The organism is Pirellulales bacterium, assembly GCA_019636335.1.
Taxonomy (GTDB): Bacteria; Planctomycetota; Planctomycetia; order Pirellulales; family JAEUIK01; genus JAHBXR01.
In genome coordinates this window covers 530,938-556,637 of sequence record JAHBXR010000001.1, presented here as the reverse complement: position 1 = coordinate 556,637, position 25,700 = coordinate 530,938, and the positions used below count along the sequence as shown (strand labels likewise).

Below are 25,700 nucleotides of genomic sequence, written 5' to 3'. Positions count from 1 at the left end.
GGCAAGTCGCAGCCGGTCGATCCAGAAACGCTGTTTCAAGCGGCATCCCTGTCCAAGCCGGTAACGGCTCTGGCGGTCATGCGATTGGTCGAACAGGGACGGTTAAAGCTCGATACCGACGTCAACGAGTATCTGACCAGTTGGAAACTCCCCGACGATCTCAGAGCAAACGGCCAAAAGGTAACCCTGCGAATGCTCTTGTCGCATACGGCCGGCATTTCGGTGCATGGCTTCATCGGATACCGCGCGGGGGCCAGGCTTCCCAACCTCATCGAGGTGCTCGATGGCAGGTCGCCGGCGAATTCAGCGCCGATTCGTATCGAGAACACGCCGGGCGAAGAGACGAATTACTCGGGCGGAGGAACGACCATCGCGCAGCAGTTGCTCATCGATGTGCAAGGAACGGCATTTCTCAACGTGCTCGCTCAACTGGTGCTCGAACCCTGTTCGATGCAACGGAGCACCTTCGAGCAGCCACTGCCCACGGCGTGGACGGGCAACGCGGCTCAAGCTCATTTGAACGGGCGAGCCGTGCCGGGCGGGTGGTTCGTCTATCCCGAAATGGCCGCAGCCGGTCTCTGGACGACCCCCAGCGATGTGGCGTCCTTTCTGTTGACTTTGTCGCGCGCCCTGGATGGTGAATCGACGGTCGTCGAGCAAGCCACGGTCGAGCAGATGATGACGCCCGTCAAACTGGCGAACGGTCAGCCGGGGCAGTTTGGCGTCGGGCCAGTCGTCCGTGGCGAAGGAGAGGGGCTACATGTGTGGCACAACGGCGGAAACGTGGGTTTTCAGTGCTACGCCGTGCTGTATCCTCGCCTGGGAAAAGGCGCGGTTGTCATGACGAACTCGTCGACCGGAATGCGCTGCGTCGATGAAATCCTCGCGAGCATTGCCGAGAATTACGAGTGGCCGGACGACGACTATCGGTCGCGACAGCGCCGGTCGGCGCAGCTCACGCCCGAGCAACTTGAACCGTTGGTGGGCAACTATGAAATCGAAGGCAACAAGACACCCGTGCAAATCAAGGCACAAGACGGACGCCTGAGCTTCCAGATGTTGCAGCGACCGGCAGAGCAGTTCGTGCCAGCCTCCGAAGTAGCATTCTTTTCGCTCACCTCGGAAAAGGAACTGCGTTTCGAAACAGACGCCGCGGGCAATCGGCAGGGGGTTGTCTCGGCCGACGGCAAAGATTTGTTTCGTATCCTGCGACGCTCCCAGGACTGAAAACGACCTGTCGATGCGATCGAGTGTGCTGGCCCACGCGCCCTGGGTAGATTACCATTGCACCGGGGTTGTGTTATCGCACCAGATGTCGCGCGATTGTAGGGAAGAAATAATGCGGTCTATCGAATGGCGCTCGCTTCGACTTCTATGTGCTTTCTTGCTCGTGCTGCCTGGACTCGTGGGAGTAACGCTCGCGGCCGAACTCAAGACGCAGAACATTGTCTTGATTACCAGCGACGGATTGCGTTGGCAGGAAGTCTTCACCGGCGCCGAGAAGGATCTCATCAACAAACAACATGGTGGCGTGGCGAACGCAAAAGCGATCGAAGAAAAATTCTGGCGCGAAACTCCGGAAGAACGCCGCGAGGCGCTGCTCCCCTTCTTCTGGAAAAAGATCGCTCGCGAAGGTCAGCTCTACGGCAACCTGTCGAAAGGCAGCTCGGCGCAGATCACGAACACCATGAAGTTTTCTTACCCGGGCTACAATGAAATCCTCACCGGCTTTGCCGATCCGCAGATCGATAGCAACGCGAAGCGGCCGAACGAAAACATCACCGTTCTCGAATGGCTGTTCCGCCGACCGGGGTTTAGCGGGAAGGTGGCCGCTTACAGTGCCTGGGACGTTACTCCGTTTATTATAAATCGCGAGCGTTGTGGTTTTCCCGTGATGGGTGGCTGGGAGTCGCTCCCCGAGGCCAGCCCGAATCCGCGTCAGCAGTTACTGAACGAGTTGATTGCGGATACCACGCGGCCCAACGCGGCGGAAGTCATCGATTCGTTTCTCTACCAGGCGGTTCGCGAGCATTTGCTGAGACACAAGCCGCGGGTATTCTTCGTCGGCTTTCTCGAAACGGATGCCTGGGGGCATGCCGGACGTTACGACAATTTGCTGACGTCAGCGCATGCCGTCGATCAGTACATCCAACGGCTATGGGAAACGATGCAGTCGATGGACCAGTATCGCGACAAGACCACCTTCATCATCTCGACCGATCACGGTCGAGGATCGGGGCTAGTGGAGTGGCGGAACCACGGCAAGAACGTTCAGGGGGCCGAGGACATGTGGATAGCATTTCTGGGCCCCGACACGCCTCCCCTCGGCGAGCGGACGAACTGCGAGCGCGTGACGCAAAGCCAGATTGCCGCCACGCTCGCCGCGCTGTTGGGTGAGGATTATCACAGCGCCGTGCCGAGTTCTGGCCCCCCCATCAAAGAGGTGTTGCCTGCCGCGGACTGACCGATGCCGTTTCCGTTTCGCATTGGCTTGAAGTGGTTAGTCTTGTTGTTCGATGGTGAAGGTGGTCTGCGATGAGATTGCATACGATTTTCCTGCGGGCGATGTGCGTACTGGGTTGCGTGCTGGCCTCGACTACTCTGGCTGAGGAATCCGTACAGATCGAGAAGAACATCGCGTACCTGGGCGACGATCGCGCGGAAAAGGCCGATCTGTACCTGCCCCCGGTCATGGTGTCTGGCCGTTTGCGACCGGGGGTCGTGATCATTCATGGAGGTGGCTGGGTCGGTGGCAAACGCGATGCACGCCGCGAGATCAACATCGGGACGACGCTGGCGCAGCACGATTATGTCTGCCTGAGCATCGATTACTTGCTGCAATCGCAGGAACCGGGAGCCGCTAAGATCTGGCCCCAAAATCTGCACGACTGCAAAACTGCCGTACGTTGGCTGCGAGCAAACGCGGCCCGGTATCAGATCGACCCCGCTCACATCGGCGTCATCGGTGGATCGGCGGGCGGTCATCTGGCCGCGATGGTGGGGCTGACGGGCTCGGAGCTGGACCCCGCTGGACCCTATGGCGATCAGTCGACCCGGGTCCAGGCGGTGATCGACCTGTACGGTCCAATGGCGCACACGCAACGCCGGATCGACACTCTCGTCGACCCGGCAAATCCAAAGGTCGAGCAGCTCACGAAGCAGATCACGCCCCTATCGCACATCGATGCCGACGATCCTCCCGTGCTGATCTTGCACGGAACCGCCGACAAGACCGTGGACGTGGAAGATTCCGAGATCTTCGCTGCCGCCCTCGAGCAGGGTGGAGTAACGCACGAGCTGATCATCATTCCCGACGCGCCCCACACGTTCGATTTGCAGCCCAAGCAACGCGACCTCCGACCGGTGGTGCTGGCCTTTTTCGACAAGTATCTGAAGCCCGCCTCGGGCGAGTGAAATCGCACGTCGCGTACGGCTTGCTGATGCAAGGATGGAAAACGTGATGATCGCGCGGTGTTCTTCCGGTGTAAAGAGTTCCACGATTCTCGTGCGTGGGCTGTTTGTGCTCTCTTTGCTGTTGACCACGCTCCTGCCGTCCGTGGTCACGGGGGCAGACGTTACCTGGAAGGCGGGCGTCGCCAAAGCGGTCATCACGCCGGAGAAGCCGGTCTGGCTCGCCGGCTATGGCAGCAAACGTCCGCCCGACGGCAAGCTGCACGATCTTTGGATAAAGGCGTTGGCGCTCCAGGACGATGCCGGCCACAAGGTTGTCCTGGTGACGAGCGACTTCCAAGGGGTGCCCAAGAGCATGAGCGATCGGGTGTTTGCCCAGCTCCGCAAGAAATTTGGACTCGAACGGCGCGACGTCCTGCTCACCTTTTCGCACAATCATTGCGGTCCGCGCCTCGGCGACGATCTGCTCGATTACTATCCGGTCGAAGCAGAACAGGAAGAACTGGTGGCTGAATATACGGCACAGATGGTCGAGCGCATGGTGGCCATGGTGGGCGAGGCCTTGGGCAAGCTCGCGCCGGCCACGCTACAGACCGGTAAAGGCAGGGCAACGTTCGCCATCAATCGGCGCAACAATCCTGAAGCGGACGTGCCCGGCCTGCTCGCCTCTGGTAAGCCTTTGACGGGCCCGGTCGATCATGATGTTCCCGTGTTGACCGTGACGCGGCCGAATGGCCAACTCGAGGCGATTCTCTTCGGGTATGCCTGCCATCCGACGACGCTCAGTTTCTTCACCTGGTGTGGCGATTATCCCGGCTTTGCGCAAATCGAGTTGGAAGAGAAGTATCCCGGCGCGATGGCGATGTTCGTGAATACGTGCGGCGGCGATCAAAATCCCTTGCCGCGCCGTCGGGTCGAGTTATGCGAACGCTACGGTCAGCAACTCGCCGCGGCTGTTGCCGAAGCCTTGGAGCGACCGCTCGAGCCGGTGTCGTCCGGGCTGCGCACCGCGTTCGCCTATGTCGAGCTTCCTTACCTGAAAGTCATGTCGCGCGATGAGTTGTTTGCCGCCCGGCAAGAAGACAATGCCATTCGCGCGCGCTGGGCCGCGCGGATGCTCGAAAAGCTGGAACGGGGAGAGACATTTCCCGAATCGTACCCCTATCCCTTGCATGCCTGGCGGTTGGGAAACGAAATGCTTGTGATCGGCATGGGGGCAGAGACGGTGGTCGACTACGCGTTGCGGTTCAAGCGGGAGTTCGGCCCCGGCACCTGGGTCTGCGGCTATTGCGACGACATGATCGCGTACATCCCGTCGCGGCGCGTCTGGGAAGAAGGGGGCTACGAAGGAGGATCAAACCTCTACGAATACGGACGCCCTGCCCTCAGATGGTCCGGCGAAGTCGAAGATCGCATCGCCGAAACGGTGCATCGCCTGGTGCAGCAAGTAACCGATTGACCAACGAGCAAGAAACACACTTGACACTCTGGGCCGAAAAGTCATAATCGCACTCGCATTTGAGACTTTGTCTCATTTGAGAACTAGCGCCAGCCGTTGCTCTCTGAAACGCCAGCCCAGTTCGCTGTAACTCGCTGTCAGCAACGGTTCTACGGTCGACGCTGCCGTGAGGCCTCCTCGCGGGGACTCTCGGCTCGGCCCCCCCTTCTGATGGCGAACTGCGGTCTCTCCCACGGATCTTGCATGGTCTGGGGTGTTCGCACTCCCGGCTCCGGTCTTGGGCGATTCTCCGCAGCGTCTACCACGGATCGAAACGTCGCCGTCGCTATGCCGGACCCTGGTCCAACGTGACCCGGATGACCGGCCAGAGCGTCTGCGACTGCCAACGCCGGGAATGGTTCTCGAGCGTGGCGATGAGAGCGTCGTGACCGCAGCAAGCGAAGGAGATGCAAGTGATCGATCTATCGATGGCGATCTTTTACGGCTCGAGCACCGGCAACACGGAGATGGCGGCGCAAAAAATCAAGGACGAGCTGGGGGACTTTGTGTCGCACGTGGCGGACGTCGCCAAGGCCGATCCCAAAGAGATGGAAGAGTACGACCTGCTCTTCCTGGGCGTTTCTACCTGGAACATCGGCGAGATGCAGGATGACTGGGACAAGTTCATCCCGCAGATGGAAGGTCTCAATCTCGCCGGCAAGAAGATCGCCATCTTTGCGATGGGCGACTCCGTGGGATACCCCCATAACTTTCTCGATGCGATGGGCGAGCTATGGGGTGTCGTGCAAAAGCTCGGTTCGCCCGAGTTGGTCGGCGTCTGGCCGACCGCGGGCTATTCGTTCGAAGACTCGCAAGGCAGGTTCGACGACGAGCACTTTCTCGGCCTCGGCCTCGACGAGGACAACGAATCGGACCTGACCGACGAACGCATCAGTGCCTGGCTTTTGAAGGTGATGCAGGACGCGGGCATGCTGGAGCCCGAGACCAACTAGGAAGCAGCCGTGAAGAACTACATTCAAGGATCGTTGGCGCGTGCGGCTCGTCTCGTCGAGCAACAATGCTTTGCCGCCGCACTGGCGGAATTGCGCCCTCTCGAGACGCACCTGGCCGATTGTGGCTGGGGGTGGCAATTACGTGGACTGGCCCAGTTCGGGCTTGGCAATATTGCCCAGGCCACGGCGGCCTTCGAGCACGCATCGCTGCTTGTGCCCCTCGACCCGCTCGCTCAGCTACGGCTGGCACAATGCTATTGCTTGCGCAGACAACGCGATGTCGCGCAAGTGATGTACCGGCATCTCGCCACGCTCGAGATGCTGCCGGAAGAGGAAATCGAAGCGATTGCGATCGGGTTGGCGCGGGTCGGCGAACATCGTCTCGCCCTGCAATATTGCCTGGTCCAACACCGAAGATTCCGCGGCAACCACAAGCTGCTGTACACGATCGCGGTCGAGATGCGGCGCTTGAATTACGACAACGATGAGATTCTTCCGTTCATCTACCAGGCGCACCGCCTGCAGCCCGCGAACGTGTTCTATCGTATCGCATTCGCTCAACATCTGCTCACGGCGCAGCGTCGTGTCGAAGCGACGCGCGTGCTGCAAGGAGTCGATCTCGACACGGTGCATTGCATCCCCTCGCTGGAATGGATGCGGATCTTGTTCTCGCAATTGAGCCTGGCGGAAGGCGTCGAGCATTGCCGGGCCCGGCTGCAGGCGATCGCTTTCGAGGCGAACTCGGGTTACCGCCGACCAAGAGAAGAACGCTGAACGAGCAACTTCGGCGATTTCACGTATCCCCACCGCGGAGAATGCGATGCCACATGTCGTCTGTCAACCGTGCTTCGGATGCAAGTACACCGACTGCGTCGTCGTCTGTCCGGTGGAATGCTTCTACGAGGGTGAAAAGATCCTGTTCATCCACCCCGACGAGTGCATCGACTGCGAGGCCTGCGTGCCGGAATGTCCCGTCGAGGCGATCTTTCATGAGGACAACGTGCCGGCCGAGTGGCAGGACTTCATCCGCCTGAATGCAGAAATGGCGCCGCAATCACCGTCGATTACCGAGAAGAAGGAGCCGCTGATTTGAGAGGCCGGGGTCGAAGCCGGGGTCAAAACTGGATAGTCGATTTCTCACCCTCGCGAGCTCAACACTACCGCTCACTCCCACTGTTGAGGAGTGGACGGCGGGGCAACGGTGGGGGTAGGTATCGCCAAACTGGCTAAAAGCAGTTAGCGTCCAAATGATATTGCAGTTGGCGAATTGCTGAGTATTCTCAGGGGTGTTTCCTCAGGGGTCCCTGGGGGTATCTGTCACCCAAGCATATTCAGGCGGTCGCCATGATCCGTGTCTCCTACCGGATTTCGCTGCTGTTGGCTCTTGCGTTTTCGACGTTTGCAGGGCTCGTTCCGTCGTTCTCCCCAGCGGCCGAGGCCGCTCCCACCGACCTTTTTCTCGGGATCACGCCCGATGCGAAAAAGGGGTACGAGCTAATGCTCGGCGAGCCGATGGCGGCGACGATCATGAAAGTCGCGGACATCGATCGCTTGTGGACCGTGTGGGAGGATGAGGAAAAGGCCAAGGCCGAAACCGCCGACCCTGCCGAACGACGCAAGATGACCTTCGAACGCTACGGTTGGGCCAAACGCCCTGGTGACGACGAGACGAACATCCCGCTCGACTACACCGAAGATGGCCGTGGCAACCTGGTCACCAATTGCTTCTCGTGCCATGGCGGCAAGGTCGCCGGCGTCACGATTCCAGGCGTGGGCAACACGCACGTCGATCTGACGACGCTGTCGACCGATCTGGCCCGGCTGCGAGCGGCCGACGCGGGACGCGATCCGTCGCGGGTCAAAGAATCGATGGCGCCGTTCCAGACGCCCCTCAACTTTCATCGTGGCGTGACCAATGCGGTCATCTTCGCCCCGGTATTCGCGGGCTTGCGCGATCCGAAGCTCGGGGCGCAGTTCACCAAGCATCCCGAGATGCTCCTGCACCACGACATGAATCCGCCGCCGTGGTGGAATTTCAAGAAGAAGACCCGCATCTATGCCGATGCCTTCGCGCCGAAGACCCCCCGGCAGTTGATGCCGTTCGCCATGTCGCCGTTGTTCTCGGACGAGAAGTTCCGCTCATTCGAACCGAACTTCGTGCATATCTATCAGTACATCGAAGAGCTGCCGTCTCCGAAGTATCCCTTTACGGTCGATGCCGACCTGGCCGAGCGCGGACGGGTACTGTTTAACCAGACCTGTGCCGATTGCCATGGCACGTATGGCCCGGACGGTGAGTTCCCGAACAAGGTGATTCCGCTCGACGTGGTCGAAACCGACAGCCGCCGATTCAATGCCATCTATAAAGAGCGTCGCGAGGCGGCGAACGCGGGCTGGCTGCAATACAACGGCGAACATCCCGTCGACGTGGAATCGAAGGGTTATCTCGCCCAGCCGCTCGACGGCATTTGGGCCTCGGCGCCGTATTTCCACAACGCCTCGGTTCCCACGCTGTGGGACGTGATGAATCCTGCGCAACGCCCCGCCGTGTGGAAGCGTAGCGAGGACGGCTACGACCAATCGAAGGTCGGCCTCGAGGTCGAGCGACTGGATGCCGTGCCCGAGGGGCTCAGCAACCGCCAGCGTCGCATGTACTACGACACCAACCACGTCGGCAACAGCGCCGCGGGACACACCTTTCCCGACGTGCTCGACGAGCAAGAAAAGCTGGCCGTGATCGAGTACCTCAAGACGCTGTAGTCGGCCATGTCGCGCAACGATGGCCGACGCGACGGTCGTAGTACGCCAAGCGAGCAGCTCTGAAACATCAGGCCGCTTGGAAATTGTCCAGCGCTCCTCCAGCGTGCCGGATGCCGACGAGGCCCGGCCCCGCGATGGTGCTATCGGTGACGCTCACCGTGAGAATGTTGTTCCAGTAAGCCTCGAGTGATGTGCCGTTCAGCACGAAACGCAGGCTCCCGGCGCCACTTCCCACGAGTCCTTGATCGAGGAACTCCCAGTCGGAGCCGGTATTCCGCCAGATCTGCACGTAGTATTGGGGCGTTGCCGTTCGGAACAGACGCGCCATGTAGGCGTTCGAGTCGCCGGGACCGCTGTAGCGCCCCAGCAGGCCGAGGCTGCTCCCCGCCTGAGCGAGCGTGGTCAGGTCGATGTCGGCCTGGATGGTCACGTTCGACACGTTCGACACGTTCGGTCCGTTGAGCGTCACGACCGCGGTCGAATTGAATTGCTGAACCAGCTTGTTGTTCAGGATCTGCAGATCGCCGAGCCGTTCGTACCATTGCGGGCCGATGTTCGGGCTGTTGGCGCGATTGAACGTGTCGGTATAGGGGAGCGTGACATTCACGGGGGGAATGACCACGGGCTGCTGCACCAGGAAATTGTCCGACGTGCCGCCGGTCTGACGAATGCCGACCGTGCCGGGGCCGGTGATCGTCGTATCGGTCACGCTGACCAGTTGCGCGCCGTTGATGTAGAGCGTGAGACGATCGCCGACTACATCGAGCTGCAGACGTCCGGCGCTGACGCTCGTCGGCAGACTGGCCAGCGGTGCATAGTTGCCGTTGATGTTGCGCCAGATGTCGGCCGTATAGGTGTTGTTTTGTTGGCGAATGACCCGCGCCATGTACAGGTTCTGATCGCCGAGCCCGGTATAGCGTGCCACGACACCCACGCTCTGCCCGAACACGCCAAAGCTCAGGTCGTAATCGAGCGCGACCGAGACGTCCGACTCGCTGAGGCCATTGAGCGTGGCGATCGACTCGGAATTGACGCCGATCTGCACCTTCTGATTGACGATTCTCAAATCCCCTTCCTGCTCGATCCAGGGACCGCCCAGGCTCATGTTGTCGGGCCGATTGAAATTGTCGAAGTAGGGGAACGGCGCCACGGCCACATTGTTCGTATTGGCCGGATTGAGCCCGAGAATTCTGGTCCGATCGGAACCCGAGGTTCGCAGCAGTTGCTGGTCGCTCTCGGCGATCAGATAGAGTGACGAGTTAAACACGGTGAATGCAGTCGGGTTGCCCATGTCCCCCGCTACCTGCGCGGTGCCGCTGGGGGTGCCGTTGGTCTTGAACAGTGTGATGCCCAGTCCTGGCGTGGTCCCGGGAAAGAAGGTGAGCCCATTCATTCCGATAAACTTCGGGCCGGAGAAATGAAGTGGCAGCGTCGGCTGTACGCTGGACACCAGCAAGGTGCCCAGGCCGCTGCCGTCGCTGCTCCAGAGATTGTTGTTCGCCCGGAAATAGAGCTCGCCGTTGACGTTGGTAATATAATTCGGGTCGCCGCTGGCCGCACCACTGACAATGTCCTTGACCAGCACGGTTCCGCCCGAGGTGCCGTCGCTCTGCCAGAGCTCGTCTCCTTCGGCACTGCTCGTCGCCTGGAAGTAGAGGATGCCGTTCAGGTTGGCAAACTGGCCGACATTGGCGCTGCCCGGTTGTATGTCTTTCACGAGCACGGTGCCGGCCTGGGTCCCGTTGCTCTTCCAGAGCTCGAAGCCGTGGATGCCGTCGTTGGCGCCAAAGAAGAGCGTTCCGCTTACGTTCGTGAGTTGTTGCGGGCCGCTACCGGTATCTCCGATTTGAATGTCGGCCACTTGCACTGTTCCTGCCGAGGTGCCGTTGCTTTTCCAAAGCTCGGCGCCGTTGGCCGCGGTCTGACCGTTGAAGAATACGGTACCTCCCGCATTCACGAAGGGCCCCAGCGCGGCGCGCGTCTGCGTCGCGTACAACTCCTTGAGCATGGTCGTTCCGGCGGTGGTTCCGTTGCTGACCCACAGGGCGTTGGGACCATTCGGGCCGCGAGCGCGGAAGAAGAGGGTGCCATTCACGTTGGTGAGATAATCGATGTCCCCCGAGTTGGCCCCGAGGCTCGTGTCCTTGACCAGCACCGTCCCTGCCGCCGTGCCGTCCGACTTCCACAACTCGACCCCTTCGTTGGGCGTTCGCGCCGTGAAGAACAGCGTGCCATTCACATTGGTCAACTGCGAAGGCGAGGAACTGGCGAGCCCCGGCATGATGTCTTTGACGAGCCGCGTTCCGACCGTCGTGCCATCGGTGATCCACAACTCGACGCCGACATTGCCCGGATTGCCCTGCAACGACTCGTACGCGGCAGAGAAGAAGAGGCGATCGCCAACGACCTCGGAGTCGATCGCCTGGTCGAATTGCACGGGTGTGAGCGCCAACAGGCGGCGACGCTCGAGCGATTCAATCCCGGAAAGACGCAGCCGCGTGCCCATCGGTCGGGCACTACCTGGACGCCGAACTCGGGATGATCGACGAGCGCTGAGCAACTCTTTCCAGGCCTGCCACATGATGCTGCTCCCTTGTTCCCTTGCCAGCATGGCAGGTTCACGTACCTACGACAAACTAACTCGTGCGCCGCACGAGAAACTGATCCATGTTTTGATAGCCGGCCACGGCATACTCTTCGAGCTGGAGCAGCCCGTCGAGCTGTTGTCGTGTGAACTGCTCATTGACAAGCGCGGCGTCTTTATAGTGGCCTTCGTGGCGTACGTAGGCCTGCCCGGTGCGCACCAGCTCGTCCAAGACGTCTGTGGGGACGCGGTAACGGTTGGGTTCGCCCAAGACGTTGCTCCCCTGCACGGTCAGCAGCGCTAGGCCGCCGGGACGCAGCACGCGACGAATCTCTTCATACCACGCGCGATGATTTTCCGGCGGAATGTGCGTCAGCACGCTGAAGGCGAAGAGCCCGTCGAACGTTGCGTCGGGATAGGGGAGCGGAGGATTGTCGTGGCAGACCGAGACGGGGCACGGAACGTGCTCGCGGAGCCATTCGATCGCCTGCGTGTCGACGTCGCAGCCGCGGTAATTCTGCCGCCAGGCTTCGTTGCCGAGCAGCCAGCGCAACGTCCGTCCGCAGCCGCAGCCCCAATCGAGAATCGGCCCCTGGGGCTGCTCGCCGAAGATCTCCATGACGCGCGTGGACGACGAAAGACCTTGCGCCCAGAAATTCGACGCCGTGGCCTTCGTGCCAACGTGCAGTCGCAATTCCTCGGGGGGCAGCGGAATCGCAAAGCAGTGTCGCGCCAACACCTTTTCCAGCGTATTGGTGAGCTGGCGAACTTCGACTTCCGTGTCCTTGCGGCCGAGCTCGATCGTGAGATCCTTGATGCGCTGGGCGCGTCCTTCCAGGCGGGCGGCCTGATCGCGCACCGTGCGCTGGAGTCGAGCCACAAACTGCTCCATCGTTTCATCCGGACCGATCTCAGTTGCCGACATCGTCATCGTGCTCGACATGTTTACGAACTCCGTTTCGTTGAACCAACCTGGCGACTGCGGTCGAAGACCACTTCCAGGTTTGCAGCAATGGATCGTTGCGGCCCATCAACCACCGTGGCCGCGCCAAGCCCCTTTGCGAGCCCACGGACGCCAAACCTTGCGGACGCACATTCGAGCACGCGTCGCCAACTCGGCGTCGAGTGACTGGGACCATGCCCGAAGGGGAACCGCATGTGGCACGGAGAAAAGTATTGCCCCGCCGCCACGTACAGCTTGGGGGCGAATCTTATCGGACATGCTCTGGGCGGATCAAGGTCAACTGCCGGCAACCACGTCAAGGCCCGTTTTTCAGGGGATTAAGGTTTCCAGCCCGGCATCGCCGCGATGTACGCTTGCACGGGGGCGTCGCCATCTGCCTTGGCGATCTGGGGGGTGCCGCCGGAGAGGAGCACGACCCCCGCTTGCTTGTCTGATTTACCCTGCGACGTGCCGGCGGGCTTCGTTCGCGAGGGAGACTTCCTGGTCTTCTTCAGCGTGACCACGCTCCGCTGCGCGACGCTTCCAGCGGCGGCTTTTGCCTTCGACGGTTTCGACGCCGCAACTTGCCGGACATCGAAGTTTCTGTTTTAGTGATTCTTTCTCGCTCGTGCCGTTCCGACTGTGGGGCGGCAACTCGCCCCATGGAAGAGATTCGCATGAAGAAGAGCATCCTCGTCGTCGTAACCAGTACGGCCAAGTATCCAGCAATGAATCGCCCCACTGGTTTGTGGTTGGGGGAGGCGGTCCATTTTGTCGAACAGGTCGAAGCGGCCGGCTATGGCGTCGATTTCGTGAGCCCACAAGGGGGATACACACCGATTGACCCCGCCAGTCTTGGCGAGATGGCGCTGCCGATCGATTGGGAATACTACCAAAACCCACAATTCATGGCGCGCCTCGGCGCGACAATGCGTCCCGAGCAGATCGATCCGGACCTGTACGCAGCGATCTATTTTGCCGGCGGCCACGGAGTGATTTGGGATTTTCCCGACAACGTGACTCTGCAAAGAATCAGCGCGCAGATTTACGCATCGGGTGGGATTGTCGCGTCGGTTTGCCACGGAGCAGTAGGACTGTTGAACATCAAGCTCAGCGACGAATCGTCACTCATCGCCGGCAAAATCGTCACCGGATTCTCCAACGAAGAAGAACGGCTGGCGAAGCTCGACGAGCATGTCCCTTTCTTGACGGAGGATGAATTAAAGCTTCGCGGCGCCATATACCGCCAGGCGGACCACCCCTTCACGGAGTTCGCGGTCGCCGATGGGCGGCTGGTCACGGGACAGAACCCACAGTCTGGTGCGGCCGTGGCGAAGAAAGTGCTCGCAGTACTTGCAGGCTCTGGAAACTGAATCTGTCGACTGTCAGAGAATCGATCTCAAACTCATCCCCTAGCAGCCCAGAGAAGTATTCCTCGACCGGCATTGCGGGAGAGATGGCTCCCGCACGCTCACGCGGCCCGATGTTGCCGTGGATCGACTCCGAGCACGCTACCCTGCGACAAACGCAAGCGGCGCGTGGCGCGTTCGGCGGCGCTGACGTCGTGCGTTACCATGACGATGGTCCGTCCTTCGCGCACGCATTGGTCGAATGTCTCCAGCACGTGCTGACGACTATCGGGATCGAGATTCCCCGTCGGCTCATCGGCCAGGATGATGCGCGGCTCGTTGCAGAGCGTGCGGGCCAGCGCCACCCGTTGTTGCTGCCCCGTGCTCAATTCGCACGGCTTGTGATCGAGCCGGTCCCCCAGCCCCAGTTGTTCGAGCAGGCGCGTCGCACGCTCGACCTGCTTGGCGGAACTCTTGGCGGCGATGGCCAGCGGAACGCGCACGTTCTCGAGGGCCGAGAGATACGGGAGCAGGTTGAAGCTTTGAAAGACGAAGCCGATCTTCTCGCCCCGCAGACGTGCCCGCGCGGCCGGATTCAAACGATAGACATCCAGCCCATCGACAAACACCTGCCCGGTATCGGGCGAGAGCATGCCCCCGAGCAGCGAGAGCAACGTCGTCTTTCCGCTCCCGCTCGGCCCAACCACGGCTACGTACTCGCCCGTCGCCACTTCCAGTCGTTCGCAACGAAAGGCCACAACTTCGGCGCGACGCTGCCGGTAGACCTTGGAGACTTGTTCGAGACGAAACATGTGCTTAAACCTCCTGGAAGCAAACGCAGGGATCGAGCTTGGCAGCCGTACGGGCCGGCAGGTACGCCGCACACGCCGAGACGACGAGCGTCGTGAGAATCGCGGCGAAAATCAGTTCCGGAAGCGGCACAATGACGAGTCCGGCCCAGAACGAGCCAAGCGCCATCGCCGTGGCAACTCCCAGCACCGATCCAATCAGCGCCCCCCCTGCCCCCAGCCAGAGCGCTTTCCACAAGAACAGGCGCGCGACATACCAAGGACTGGCGCCCAAGGCCATCAGAGTGCCCACTTCGCGTCTCCGCTCGCGCACGTTGGCGGAAATCGTTCCGGCCAAGGTCGCTCCACCCACAACGATCAGTACGGCGAACACCATGAGCGAAATTTGACGGAGTATCTGGTTGACTCCGACCTGAGTCGCCACAACTTGCGAAACGGTCACCACCTTGGCATCGGGCAGTAGCGTGGAAAGCTGCGGCACGAGCCCCGTCGCCGCATCGTCGCAGCAACCGATTACCTCGATGGCGTTCACGACCTCGCCGGCATCGGTCAATTGCTGAACCGTGTGCAGATGAGCGTATACTCGGCTGTCGTCGATGGTGCCCGTCGGGGGCAGCACGGCCACGACTTTGAAGGTGTTGTCCCACAACTCGACACGGGCGCCGGGAGCCAACTTGGCGAACTCCGCCACGTCCGCACCGATCACGATCTCGTCACTGCCAAGCTGCTGAATCGACCGTTGCGAGGCCAGCGCCTCGGGCGAGGCATCAAGCTCCTTCATGTTGCAGTTGGCGCGCCCACAACCGGTGCGATCGGCTGCAAAAACACCTACCGACTGCCAGGCGGCATTCGCCTCGAATTCGCTCTGCGGCAGAATCCCCGTTACGGTCACCCCCCGATTTCCCAGACTGGTCGAAACGCAGAGCCGGGGAGAAAGGCGATCGACCCCCGAGAGATTTGCCAGCAAAATCGTCGAGGCGTGGCTCTCGGGCAATGTCCGATCGGACAAGTCGGCCGAGTAATAATCCTGCAGCGTGGTTCCCTGCGGAAGCACGAGCACATTGGCCCCAAGTTGTTCGAGCTGGCGCCCAATGGCACGCTCGGAAAACGTGGTGATATGTCGAATCGCCACCAACGCTCCGACACTGAGCACGATCGTCAGTGCGGCGGCGATCAACGTGGTGGGGCGAGCGCACAGCTCGCGCCAAACCAGCGTCGAGAGTTTCATGAACGTCCTCCTTGACGTACGTAGGGGCGTGCCGGCCGACCTTATTTCCGTGCCCGATGCTTGCAGTTCTCGTCGTCGCAGCACTTGTCGGCGGCAGCGATCTTCGCGGCGATCTCATCCTTCGACGCGGTGAGCGGAAAACGCCCAATCATGACACCGGGTGGCGCCAACACGATCATCGCCGCGCTTGCCGGATTGTCGTTCGTGACCTGCAGATCGGCGAGAAACTCTTGTTCCTCGGCATCCTGAGGATTCAAGGCGACCAACTGCATGCGGTCGCGGAAATGTGGATCCTTGCGGAAATCGGCTACCGCGGCAGGAGTACCCTCGTTCGGCGAGGTGCTAATCGCAATGAATACCAGCTTCTTCTGCTGTAGCGCGAGCAACGCATCGGCCTCGGCCGGAGTCACAAAGGCGCTGGCGAACTTATCATCGGCCAGTTCGCTCGGAAACATCGCCGTGATCGCCCCATTTGGCGCCAACGCTACAGTCAATGGCATGGGAGCACGTGCAACCCCGTACTTGGCTACGAGCCCTTTTTGCGCCGGGTCGGCGATCGAGACGTAGGTCGCCGTGCCACGTTCGGGATACCGGCTCAAGTTGCGCGCGACCGAGGAGGCCATCGCGTCAGCCGCCTTATCCTTGGCCCGATAGAACATAATGAAGCTGTACTGCCCCTTTTCGGCGGCCTGGACGATCTGCCGTTCGGCCGAGCTTGCCAAAGCCGTCCGGGCCGGTGCTTGAGCTTGTGCAGAAGAACAGGCAAAAACCACTGCACAGAGAAAACAGGCAAGCTGAGGTGGCCGTTGTGCGCGTTGCATTGTGAATCCTTTCTGCAGAACCGAAGGCCCGAAGAGGCAGCATTCGGTTTGGTTCGACGAATTCCATTCCTCGACAGCGGAAGGACTTACGGCCTTCCGCGGCCGTGCGATTCCGCGGCGTTTCTTGCCGGGCCAAAGGTTGCAAGCAGCTCAGCGGCTTTTATTTCCTGTCGGCACGTGGGGCCTGCGCGATTACTTCCAACCGCGCAATGGCCTCATCGATCTCGACATTCTCCGTTTGGGGCTTCTGGCCCTGTTCGACCGCCACGTGCAGCGTCTCGACGTGTGCGATCATCTTCTGCGCGAGCGTATTGATCTCTTTCCAGTGCTCGCGCGGGATGCCGCCATCGCGGGCCAGTGGCATGACCTTTTCCAACACCAGGGTCAGCTCGTCGATGGGAGCGTGCGCCCCTTCGAGATTGCCGCTGTCGACCGCCGTCGTGACCGTCTCCCGACACGTCTTGATCCGCACGATCGCTGCATCGAAATCGGCGGGCAGCTCGATATCGGACGCCGTGAGGTGCCCCGAGGCGTGCCGTTCGGTCGACTCATGATCGTGGCCGTCGCCGACGAAGTGCTCTTCCTGGGTTGTGGCCCGCTCGTTCGACGCTCCGCAGCCAGCCACCGCAATGGCAGATAGGGCGAAGGCAGGCACGAGCAGGCAAGGCAAAGTTCGTCGCACGAGAAAGGTCCTTTCATCGAGATCGCGTTTTGAGGGAAATCCTAGTGTGCTGCGTGAGGCGTCGGCGGAGCGAGCGAGCTGGCCGCGTCGCCGGCGATGATCTCTCCGGCTCCCTGCGCAAGATCGAGATCATCGTCCTCAGTGCCCTGCCTCGCACGCTCGGCGTCCTTGCGTCCAAAGCACCAGAACAACGCCGGGTGGACGAAGAAGTCCAGCAGCGTCGAGCTGATCAAGCCACCGAGAATCACCGTGGCCACCGGGTAGAGTATCTCCTTGCCCGGCTCGCCGGCGGCGAGCACGAGCGGAATCAAGCCAATGCCCGCCGTCAGCGCGGTCATCAGCATCGGCGCGAGTCGTTCCTTGCCGGCTCGCTCGATCATGTCAGGCGTAAAGGTCTCTCCCTCGTAACGCACCAGATGCAGGTAGTGAGCGATCAGCAAAATCCCGTTCCGCGATGCGATCCCCGAGAGGGAGATGAATCCGACCAGGCTGGCGACGGTGAGCGACTGCCCCGTCACGACCAGGGCGCCGACGGCGCCAATTGCCGCCATCGGCAGCGCCGACAGCACCTGCAGTGACATGTTCACCGAGCGAAAGAGCGTGTAAAGGGCCAGGAACATGCTCGCTAGCGAAAACAGACTGAGGAACGCGATCATGCGCGTGGCCGACTGTTGGCTCTCGAACTGACCGCCATACTCGATGAAATAACCGGTGGGGAGCGAGGCCTGAATCGGCGCCAGGCGATCCTGAATCTCTTCCACAACGCTCGCCAGGTCGCGTCCTGCGGTGTTGCACTGGACGATGATCCGCCGCCGGACGTTCTCGCGATTGATCGTATTGGGACCGCTCGAGTCGACGACCCGCGCCACGGCGCTCAGCGGAATGCGACCGCCGTCGGGCAGGTTGATCGCCAGTCGTTTGAGCAACTCCGGATCTTCGCGATACGGCTCGTCGAGCCGAACGAGTAGGTCGAATTTCCGCTCCCCAAGCACGATATCGGAAACGACTCGCCCATTCATGGCGGTTTCGAGAAAGCGGTTCACGTCGTTGGCCCGCAGTCCGTAATAAGCGAGCTGATCGCGATCGAGTCGCACCTGTAATTGTGGGATCTCGGTCTGCTGTTCGACCATCAGATCCTTGACGCCGGGCACCGACTGGATGGCGTTCTTCATCTCGTTGGCCTTGGCCCGCAGCACGTCGAGGCTGTCGCCATACAGCTTGATGCCGACCTGCGCCTTGACTCCCGAGAGCATGTGGCTGATGAGATGTTGCAACGGCTGTTCGGCCGAGACCACCACGCCGGGCACTTCCGCCGCCTCGTTGCGAATGTCCGCCAGGATCTCCTCGCGCGAGCGCTCGCTATGCGGATCGAACGAGACGATGATCTCGGAAACATTGACCCCTTCGGCATGCTCGTCGAGCTCGGCACGGCCGGTGCGGCGTCCCACGGCCACCACGCCGTCGATCTGCAGAATACGCTGATCGACCATGGCGGCCATGCGGTCCGAAGTTTCGAGCGAGGTGCCGGGAGGCACGAACACATTGACCTGCACGCTCCCTTCGTTGAACGGGGGCAAAAAGTCACGCCCCAATCGCGTGACGATGACGCCGCTGGCGAGCACCGCCAGGGCCACGCCTCCCAAAATCGGCCACGGTCGACGCACGCTCAAGCGAATCGCCCAGCCGGCCAGACTCTTCAGGGCACGCAGCACCAGGCCATCGCGTTCGTGGTGCATGATCTTCGCACTGGGCAGCAGCCAATACGACAAGACCGGCGTCACCGTCAGAGAGACGAGCAGCGACGCCAGAATCGAGACGATGTACGCTACGCCCAGTGGCGTGAAAAGCCGGCCTTCCATGCCCCCCAAGGCAAACAGCGGCACGAACACGAGCACGACCAGGATCGTGCTGAAGACGATCGAATTGCGCACCTCGCTACTTGCCTCGTACACGACGCGCAATGCCGGCTTGGGCTGCGCCAGGTGGCGATTTTCGCGCAAGCGGCGGAAGATGTTCTCCACGTCGACGATCGCATCGTCGACGAGCTCGCCGATCGCCACGGCCAGCCCTCCCAGCGTCATCGTGTTGATCGACATGTCCAGCCATTTGAAAACCAGGCCGGTCACGACGATCGACAACGGAATCGCCGTTAGCGTGATGAACGTCGTGCGAAAGTTGAGCAGGAAGACGAACAGAATAATTACGACCAGGATGCCGCCATCGCGCAACGCCTCGATGACATTCTCGATACTCAGATCGATGAACGTCTTCTGCTGATAGACGGCCGGATTGATGCGAATATCGGCGGGCAATGAAGGGCGCAGCTCTTCGAGCGCCTGCGTAATGGCCTCGGTGAGCTCCCGCGTATCGGCCCCAGGCTGCTTGGCGATGGTCAGCATGACGGCGGGCATGCCATCGACCGCGGCGTCGCCACGCTTGACCTGGGCAGCTTCTACCACCCGTGCCACCTGCTTGAGCAGCACCGGCCGGCCAGGCTGAGCCTTGACCACGACCGATTCCAACTCTCCCACATCCTGGATGCGTCCCAGCGATCGAACCAGATACTCGCGCGACCCTTCGTTAAGATATCCCCCCGTGGCATTGGCATTGCTTTCGGCCACCGCCCGCTCGACCTCCTCGAGCGTGACATCGTATTTGCGCAGCTCATCGGCGCTGACCAGCACCTGGAACTGGCGGCGACCGCCCCCCATCGTCACCACCTGCGCCACGCCGGGGATCGTCAGCAATCGCTGCCGCACGACCCAATCGGCCAGCGTGCGGACTTCGATCGGGTTAGTCTTCCCCCCTTCACTCCACATCCCCACCTGCATGATCTGCCCCATCACCGAGGCGACCGGAGCGAGCACGGGCCGTACTCCCTCGGGCAAGCGATCGGCGGCCAGGGCGACCTTCTCGGCCACGATCTGGCGATCGACGTAGATGTCGGTTCCCCACGCGAATTCGACGTAGACCACCGACAACCCGACACCCGACGAGCTGCGCACGGCCTGCACGCCCGTCGCCCCGTTGAGCACCGATTCGAGCGGAAACGTGACGAGCGTTTCGACTTCCTCCGGCGCTAGACCGGGGGCCTCGGTGAGAATTGTGACGCGCGGACGATTCAAGTCGGGAAAGACGTCGATCGGCAGGTGAAACAACGTATACCCGCCATAGACGAGCACTACCAGTGCCAACGAAATCGTCAGCAGGCGGTAACGCAGCGAAAAGCGGATAATGGCGTTCAACATGGTTCGTGGTCCGACAAGGCAGACGGGTCGGCTACCTCGGCCAGTACATCATCAAGGAAACGCCTGCGAGCACGATCCATCTCGCCAGTTGCCCATTCGTCAACATTCGGTGCGCTCCGTACCGTCCGTCGTCGAGGTTAGTGTGAGTGTCCGGCGTGTGGGTCGATGCCACCGCCCGCTTTGTTCTTCAGCGCCAACTGCAACTGCTGTGCGCCGTTGATCGCAACAATATCCCCCGGCCACAGATTCTCCTCGTCCGACGACAACACGACCGCTTGCTGATCGCGGAACTCGACATGAACCGGACGCCGGTCGAAATGATCTCCCTTCTGCACGAAGACGTACGACTCCGGCCCCTCCTGCACGACGGCTGCTACCGGCAACACGATGCGCTCTTGCCAGGTGTCGATCGGCACGAGGACCTGCACGCGCTGACCAGGCCGGAAACGCCAGCCGACGAATCGGTGGCCGTCGGCAGTGCGCTCGTCACGCACCAATTCATTGGGCAGCAACACGTGGAAGGGTAACGTGCGGGTTTCTGGATTGATCCGGTTGCCGAGCGAGAGAATATCGAGTCCCGGAATGGTTTCGCTCTGGCCCCCGCCCAGATCGATGAGCGCTCGTACCGGTCGCTTCTCCTTCGCGACCTTCTCGAGCAGGCGGGCGTCTTGTTCGAACGCCTGACCTTCGATGTACAACAGGCAGTGGTCGGCGAGCACGCACAGCGGATCCCCCGCGGTGACGTGCTGTCCCAGCTCGACATTCAATTCCTGGAGTTGCAGCATGCAGGTCGGAGCGTCGTTGGCGGCGTCACCCGCGGGCGTCGGCGCCACGATCACCAGGCTCCCCAGCAATTTCCGTTCGCGCCGTATATTCTCGATCTGATCTTCGCTCAAACCGTGCAGCAGCAGGGCCTGCGATTGGGCGCGCGAAGTCGCTTCGAGCCGCTGCAATTCGTACTGCCGCTCGAGCAGCGTCTTGCCGGCGATCGCGCCGCTGGCCGCGAGATCCTCGAGCCGGGCAATTTCGCGCTTCACGACGTCGGTTTCTTCTAGGGTGCGCAGAAAGTCGCTTTGAGCCTGAACCAACTCCTCGTGCGTAAGACGCATCTCGAACAGAGGCTCGCCCGACACGATCGCCTGCCCTAGCAAGGGATCGATGCGCGTAATGACGCCGGTCAGCGGAGCCGGCACACTGATGCGCGAACGGCCGGGCCGCTCGACGACGATCGCCGGCAAGGAGACCGTACGTTCGTAGGTCTGAAAGTCGACCGTAGCCAGCTCGAGCCCGATGTTGCGCTGCGCCTGCTTCGAGATTTCGATCGAGGATGCCTCGTCGTGACCGGGATGAGCGTGCGAGTGGCCGTGACCATGATCGTGCTCGTCGTGTTCGCTTCCCGCCGTGACCGCGTCGCGCGGACTCGACGTGGTCCATTTGCCCCCGAGATAACCCAGCCAGGCCACGCCGGCAGCCAGCACGAGGACCAGCATGGCCAGCGTTCCACGCTGCAAGCGGCTGCGCGGCGCGGGTTGCGCAAGATTTGTGGTTGTCATGGGACCGACCTGGCAATGTCTAAACAGCTCGACGGATGATTCCCATGCACGGCAGGTGCAGGGAGTTTTCCAATGCCCAAACGCCATCCACGGGCAGCGCAGTCGACGAGACACAATCGCCGCAACCGAAGGACGAGCGCGTGCGTGAGCTAGATCAGCAGAGTGCTGAAGAGAAGGTGACGGCGCACCGGTAGCTCGACTTCGAGGTTTCCTCCCGAGTCAAAGCGGTGCGTGACGCCCTGCACCTCGATCGCGAAAACGCGGGGAGCTTCGCAGGCCAGCCACACAAGCGGAGGGACCACGCTCAGCGAGTCATCGTCGATCGCACGGGTGATCGTCGTCGCGCCGAAAACGCATTCCGGTTGCTCGCAGGGGGCATGCCCCGGCGAATGCTGCGACGATTCGTCGCAGGGAGGATCGGAGTGTGTCGTGCAACACTGGGTGGCATGCGCCGGACAGGCCACGTCGGAACCGTGACCCTGCGCATGGCCACCATGATCGTGATGCCAACAGCATCCGGCGATGACGTGAAACAGCAGCAGTCCCGCGACGAGCGCGGAGAAGACGCGATGCATGCGCGAACCAATCGAAGAATGGTTATTTGCATACATGGTTGCGGTTCCACACCGAGAAGTCAAGCCGAACACGCGCAGGGCGCCCGGAGGCATGCAGCACTAGAAGTGCCATCGCGGCACCGGGTTGCAAGCAGCGCATCCAGGGCTGGAGCGTTCCTTCGCTCCCCTTGCGCCTCGCAGGTCACTATCGGCGAACAAGACTGATCGAACGCAACGTTTCTGACGATTTTGCACGTCCGTATCGGCTCTGCTTCCTCTCCGTTCGCGGAGTCGAGAGTCGACGAAAGCGCTAGCGACCGAAGACGCCGATACCGGCTGGAACGGGTGAATTGCGCAGATCGTCGAGCGTGGCCGTCCCACTCCCGCCACTGTCGAGGCTGCCCGAAAGGAGCATGCCATCGATCTGAGCCTCGGCATTGCGCAGGGCACGCAAGGCATCCAGATAGCTGAGTTGCGTCTGCGAGTAGGTACGTTGAGCCGTCAACAACGTGATGTAACCGACTTCGCCCGCTCCATACATGGTGCGAACCAGTCCGAGGGACTCTTCGGCGGCGGGCAGGATCTTGGCCCGGTAACGCTCGGTCTGATTACGCGCATTGGCATATGCCTCGTAGGTCGTCGCCAGCCGCTTCTGCAGCGACAGCTCCAGCTCGCCCAGCGCCTGACGCGCCGCCATCAGTTCGTGACTGGCCTGCGCGATGGCTCCCTGATTGCGATTAATGAGCGGAATAGGCAGCGTGACGGCCAGGCCGCCGTCCGGTTTGCCACCGATGCCGTTGTCCTGCCAGTTGACCAGACCTTCCACGTTGACGTTGGGAATCGGTTCTGCCCGAGCCCGCTGCAGGGCCGCCTCGGCGCGCTTGATTTCCATGAAGGCGGCCGAGATTTCGGGGCTGGCATTCAGAATGCGCGAGAGCGCGGCGTTGTATTCGATCGGCGGCCTCTGGGCGGTCACGTCGCCGACTAGATCTTGCGGCGCAAGCAGCGGTTGTCCGACTACTGCCGTGAGCTCCTGCCACGCTGCTGCGCGCCGGTTGTTGGCATTCTGACCGATAATGCGCGCGTTCTCGACTTCGATCTGCGCCTGCAGCACGTCGGCTCGACTGACTTCACCGGCGCGGTAGAGTTGTTCGGCCACATGGGCCCCTTCGTCGCCGATCTTCATCAGGTTCACGGCCAGCTCGATCTCGCGCTGGGCCAACAGTGCCTGGTAGAAGGCGATGCGAACGTCCGTCAAGACACGGAACTCTTGGGCCGCCAGCTCCTGTTCCGCGCGCATGCGTTCGCGGTTCGCCACGGCACGACTCAACCGGAGCTTGCCCCCCCGGACGAACTCCTGGCTGAACAGCACGCCTTGCTGCTCTGCCAGTCCCCCGCTGCCAAGCTGTTGCCCTTCGTAGCCGACGGCCGGATTCGGCGGCAGACCTGCCTGCAACGCATTGCCGCGAGCGGCGCCGACCAGGGCCGCCCGACGTCGTAGCGATGGATTGTTGAACAGCGCAAGCTGCTCCACTTCCTCGAGGCACAGGCCGGCCGCATAGACCAGCTCGGCGCCAACCGGCGGCAGGGGGGCGATCGTGGACTCGGCGCGTTTCGTCGACGGCGGAACGATCTCCTGCGCGCGGCATGCCTCTTCGCCGCCGAGCACGAGGGCTGCCGACAAAAGCAGGCGAAACGTTCCAGGGATCCGGCGCAGGATCATCCCGGCCTCTGTCATGTTACGAGAAAGCATCTGGATAATGGCTGCTTCGGCAGTTGCGTTGCCCGGAAACCACTACCACCACTTCAAGGCGTGCAGTCGCCGCAGAATGCCCCATTCTCCGCGGCCCCCGCCTTGCGACGCCTACGATGCCTTGCCATCACTGCTGTGCGAAGCGGAAGTGTCTTCTCCGATTGCAGATTCAAAGGAGGGGACGCGCCAGCCGGGGTGGCTGCGAATGAACAGCGTTCGGCACAGCAGGTGCAAGCGAGATACCAAGTTATCGTTCAAGGCACGGGATCTGCCGGTGTACTTCCCGCCAGCGGGCCAATTCACCCCAACATCGCTAGAGGGCTAGGGTGGTAATGCCCCCGGCCCATCTCGTTCGCTTCTAAATCGTCTTGGGCCTTGACCTTCGCTCAATTCGGGGAGTGGCCGGAAAGCCTTGGGCTCGAAAAGGTTCCCCCTCGGCTGTCCAGACTCTCCGTTTCGTGAGGCCAAGGGAGTACGATAACCAGCAGTTATGAAGGAGATCGCCATGCAACTCGTAGATGCCGCTCACGACGAGTCCATCGACCATCGCATCCGGGCGTTCTTGAAAAAGCTGAACGCCGCCAGCGGCAAGCCGTTGGAGGAAATGTCGCCACCAGAGGCCCGAATGGTCCTGGTCGGCCTGCAAGAATCGGCCGAAGTCGACTTGCCTCCGGCCAAGGTGTCGACGCTGGCCATCGATATCGAAGGGCAGCAGATCGATCTGACGGTCGTGCGTCCGGCCGGCGCCGAGACGACGGTTCCCGCCTTTATGTTCTTTCATGGCGGCGGTTGGGTGTTGGGAGACTTTCCCACGCACGAACGTTTCGTCCGCGACGTGGTGGCATACTCTGGCGCGGCGGCGGTCTTCGTCAACTACACCCCCTCGCCCGAGGCGCGGTACCCCGTGGCGATTCATCAGGCCTACGCCGCCACGAAATGGGTGGCCGAACGTGGACACGAAATCAACGTCGATGGTCGGCGTCTGGCCGTGGTCGGCAACAGCGCCGGCGGCAACATGGCGGCCGTGGTCGCGCTGATGGCCAAGGATCGCGGGGGGCCGAAGATTCGCTTCCAGGCCTTGCTCTGGCCGGTGACCGACGCGCACTTCGATACGCGCTCTTACCACGAGTTCGCCGAGGGCCGGTTCCTCACGCGCAACATGATGAAGTGGTTCTGGGACCACTACACCACCGATTCGAACGAGCGTGGCGAGATTTACGCCTCCCCCTTGCGAGCCACGACCGAGGAGTTGCGCGGGCTTCCACCGGCGCTAGTCCAGACGGCCGGCAATGACGTACTCCGCGACGAAGGCGAGGAGTACGCTCGCAAGCTCGACGTTGCCGGCGTCGATGTCACCGCTGTTCGCTATAGTGGTATGATTCATGACTGGGGGTTGCTGAACCCGCTCGCCGATCTGCCCGCCACTCGCACCGCGCTGTTGCAGGTAGGAGAGGAACTAAAACGCAGGCTCCGCTAACGAACAGCCACGGTGGAGCCGGAACCGAAGGGTAAGCAAAGAATGGCAATCTCTTTTCTCGAAAAGGAAAGGAAGGA

The 25,700-nt window shown here is 61.5% G+C and carries 21 protein-coding genes; 10 read left to right on the top strand and 11 right to left on the bottom strand.

Going from position 1 to position 25,700, the window contains the following annotated elements:
- From KF708_02180 to KF708_02145, 8 genes are all read left to right on the top strand, one after another.
- On the top strand, positions 1-1,227 hold a 1,227-nt coding region (locus KF708_02180), incomplete at its 5' end, for a beta-lactamase family protein (protein ID MBX3411498.1).
- Between the two features lie 112 nt (positions 1,228-1,339).
- Complete coding sequence (locus tag KF708_02175) at positions 1,340-2,464, top strand: alkaline phosphatase family protein (protein ID MBX3411497.1); 1,125 nt, start codon at positions 1,340-1,342, stop codon at positions 2,462-2,464.
- A gap of 71 nt (positions 2,465-2,535) precedes the next feature.
- Positions 2,536-3,414, top strand: a complete 879-nt coding sequence (locus KF708_02170) for an alpha/beta hydrolase (GenBank protein MBX3411496.1) — start codon at positions 2,536-2,538, stop codon at positions 3,412-3,414.
- A gap of 91 nt (positions 3,415-3,505) precedes the next feature.
- Entirely contained in the window at positions 3,506-4,870 is a 1,365-nt protein-coding gene (locus KF708_02165) for a neutral/alkaline non-lysosomal ceramidase N-terminal domain-containing protein (protein MBX3411495.1), read from the top strand.
- A gap of 455 nt (positions 4,871-5,325) precedes the next feature.
- Complete coding sequence (locus KF708_02160; GenBank protein MBX3411494.1) at positions 5,326-5,862, top strand: flavodoxin; 537 nt, start codon at positions 5,326-5,328, stop codon at positions 5,860-5,862.
- A 9-nt stretch (positions 5,863-5,871) separates the two neighbouring features.
- Positions 5,872-6,636: a hypothetical protein gene (locus KF708_02155; GenBank protein ID MBX3411493.1), complete on the top strand. Its 765-nt coding sequence runs from the start codon at positions 5,872-5,874 to the stop codon at positions 6,634-6,636.
- A 46-nt stretch (positions 6,637-6,682) separates the two neighbouring features.
- Positions 6,683-6,955: a ferredoxin family protein gene (locus KF708_02150; protein ID MBX3411492.1), complete on the top strand. Its 273-nt coding sequence runs from the start codon at positions 6,683-6,685 to the stop codon at positions 6,953-6,955.
- A gap of 251 nt (positions 6,956-7,206) precedes the next feature.
- Positions 7,207-8,622 carry a hypothetical protein gene (locus KF708_02145; protein ID MBX3411491.1) on the top strand — a complete coding sequence of 472 codons (1,416 nt, stop codon included), beginning with the start codon at positions 7,207-7,209 and terminating at the stop codon, positions 8,620-8,622.
- A 67-nt stretch (positions 8,623-8,689) separates the two neighbouring features.
- Here the strand turns inward: KF708_02145 and KF708_02140 are convergent, their stop codons facing one another.
- The 3 genes from KF708_02140 to KF708_02130 form a co-directional block, all read right to left on the bottom strand.
- Complete coding sequence (locus KF708_02140) at positions 8,690-11,203, bottom strand: hypothetical protein (protein MBX3411490.1); 2,514 nt, start codon at positions 11,201-11,203, stop codon at positions 8,690-8,692.
- Positions 11,204-11,258: 55 nt separating this feature from the next.
- A complete protein-coding gene (locus KF708_02135) occupies positions 11,259-12,149 on the bottom strand; it encodes a class I SAM-dependent methyltransferase (GenBank protein MBX3411489.1) in 891 nt (296 codons plus the stop codon).
- 338 nt (positions 12,150-12,487) lie between these two features.
- A complete protein-coding gene (locus KF708_02130; protein ID MBX3411488.1) occupies positions 12,488-12,673 on the bottom strand; it encodes a hypothetical protein in 186 nt (61 codons plus the stop codon).
- Positions 12,674-12,826: 153 nt separating this feature from the next.
- On the opposite strand from KF708_02130, the gene KF708_02125 reads away from it, so the two are divergent.
- Complete coding sequence (locus KF708_02125; protein MBX3411487.1) at positions 12,827-13,522, top strand: type 1 glutamine amidotransferase domain-containing protein; 696 nt, start codon at positions 12,827-12,829, stop codon at positions 13,520-13,522.
- Between the two features lie 98 nt (positions 13,523-13,620).
- Here the strand turns inward: KF708_02125 and KF708_02120 are convergent, their stop codons facing one another.
- The 8 genes from KF708_02120 to KF708_02085 all read right to left on the bottom strand — a co-directional run bounded on the left by KF708_02120 (position 13,621) and on the right by KF708_02085 (position 24,116).
- Entirely contained in the window at positions 13,621-14,310 is a 690-nt protein-coding gene (locus tag KF708_02120; protein ID MBX3411486.1) for an ABC transporter ATP-binding protein, read from the bottom strand.
- A gap of 4 nt (positions 14,311-14,314) precedes the next feature.
- Positions 14,315-15,535, bottom strand: a complete 1,221-nt coding sequence (locus tag KF708_02115) for an ABC transporter permease (GenBank protein MBX3411485.1) — start codon at positions 15,533-15,535, stop codon at positions 14,315-14,317.
- Between the two features lie 41 nt (positions 15,536-15,576).
- Positions 15,577-16,257, bottom strand: coding sequence for a hypothetical protein (locus tag KF708_02110; GenBank protein ID MBX3411484.1), 681 nt, complete (start codon positions 16,255-16,257; stop codon positions 15,577-15,579).
- Between the two features lie 259 nt (positions 16,258-16,516).
- The gene (locus KF708_02105) at positions 16,517-17,038 is read right to left on the bottom strand and encodes a hypothetical protein (GenBank protein MBX3411483.1); all 522 of its coding nucleotides are present in this window, start codon (positions 17,036-17,038) and stop codon (positions 16,517-16,519) included.
- A 41-nt stretch (positions 17,039-17,079) separates the two neighbouring features.
- A complete protein-coding gene (locus KF708_02100) occupies positions 17,080-20,286 on the bottom strand; it encodes an efflux RND transporter permease subunit (protein MBX3411482.1) in 3,207 nt (1,068 codons plus the stop codon).
- Positions 20,287-20,423: 137 nt separating this feature from the next.
- A complete protein-coding gene (locus tag KF708_02095; protein ID MBX3411481.1) occupies positions 20,424-21,839 on the bottom strand; it encodes an efflux RND transporter periplasmic adaptor subunit in 1,416 nt (471 codons plus the stop codon).
- A 149-nt stretch (positions 21,840-21,988) separates the two neighbouring features.
- Entirely contained in the window at positions 21,989-22,414 is a 426-nt protein-coding gene (locus KF708_02090) for a hypothetical protein (GenBank protein MBX3411480.1), read from the bottom strand.
- 289 nt (positions 22,415-22,703) lie between these two features.
- Positions 22,704-24,116: a TolC family protein gene (locus KF708_02085; protein MBX3411479.1), complete on the bottom strand. Its 1,413-nt coding sequence runs from the start codon at positions 24,114-24,116 to the stop codon at positions 22,704-22,706.
- 535 nt (positions 24,117-24,651) lie between these two features.
- On the opposite strand from KF708_02085, the gene KF708_02080 reads away from it, so the two are divergent.
- A complete protein-coding gene (locus KF708_02080) occupies positions 24,652-25,623 on the top strand; it encodes an alpha/beta hydrolase (protein ID MBX3411478.1) in 972 nt (323 codons plus the stop codon).
- Positions 25,624-25,700 lie beyond the last annotated feature (77 nt).

Bases quoted from the DNA above. Each gene is read 5' to 3' on its own strand.
- KF708_02175 (MBX3411497.1), top strand. From the start codon at position 1,340: ATGCGGTCTATCGAATGGCGCTCGCTTCGACTTCTATGTGCTTTCTTG.
- KF708_02170 (MBX3411496.1), top strand. From the start codon at position 2,536: ATGAGATTGCATACGATTTTCCTGCGGGCGATGTGCGTACTGGGTTGC.
- KF708_02150 (MBX3411492.1), top strand. From the start codon at position 6,683: ATGCCACATGTCGTCTGTCAACCGTGCTTCGGATGCAAGTACACCGAC.
- KF708_02145 (MBX3411491.1), top strand. From the start codon at position 7,207: ATGATCCGTGTCTCCTACCGGATTTCGCTGCTGTTGGCTCTTGCGTTT.
- KF708_02140 (MBX3411490.1), bottom strand. From the start codon at position 11,203: ATGTGGCAGGCCTGGAAAGAGTTGCTCAGCGCTCGTCGATCATCCCGA.
- KF708_02135 (MBX3411489.1), bottom strand. From the start codon at position 12,149: ATGTCGAGCACGATGACGATGTCGGCAACTGAGATCGGTCCGGATGAA.
- KF708_02125 (MBX3411487.1), top strand. From the start codon at position 12,827: ATGAAGAAGAGCATCCTCGTCGTCGTAACCAGTACGGCCAAGTATCCA.
- KF708_02120 (MBX3411486.1), bottom strand. From the start codon at position 14,310: ATGTTTCGTCTCGAACAAGTCTCCAAGGTCTACCGGCAGCGTCGCGCC.
- KF708_02115 (MBX3411485.1), bottom strand. From the start codon at position 15,535: ATGAAACTCTCGACGCTGGTTTGGCGCGAGCTGTGCGCTCGCCCCACC.
- KF708_02100 (MBX3411482.1), bottom strand. From the start codon at position 20,286: ATGTTGAACGCCATTATCCGCTTTTCGCTGCGTTACCGCCTGCTGACG.
- KF708_02095 (MBX3411481.1), bottom strand. From the start codon at position 21,839: ATGACAACCACAAATCTTGCGCAACCCGCGCCGCGCAGCCGCTTGCAG.
- KF708_02090 (MBX3411480.1), bottom strand. From the start codon at position 22,414: ATGCATCGCGTCTTCTCCGCGCTCGTCGCGGGACTGCTGCTGTTTCAC.
- KF708_02085 (MBX3411479.1), bottom strand. From the start codon at position 24,116: ATGATCCTGCGCCGGATCCCTGGAACGTTTCGCCTGCTTTTGTCGGCA.
- KF708_02080 (MBX3411478.1), top strand. From the start codon at position 24,652: ATGCAACTCGTAGATGCCGCTCACGACGAGTCCATCGACCATCGCATC.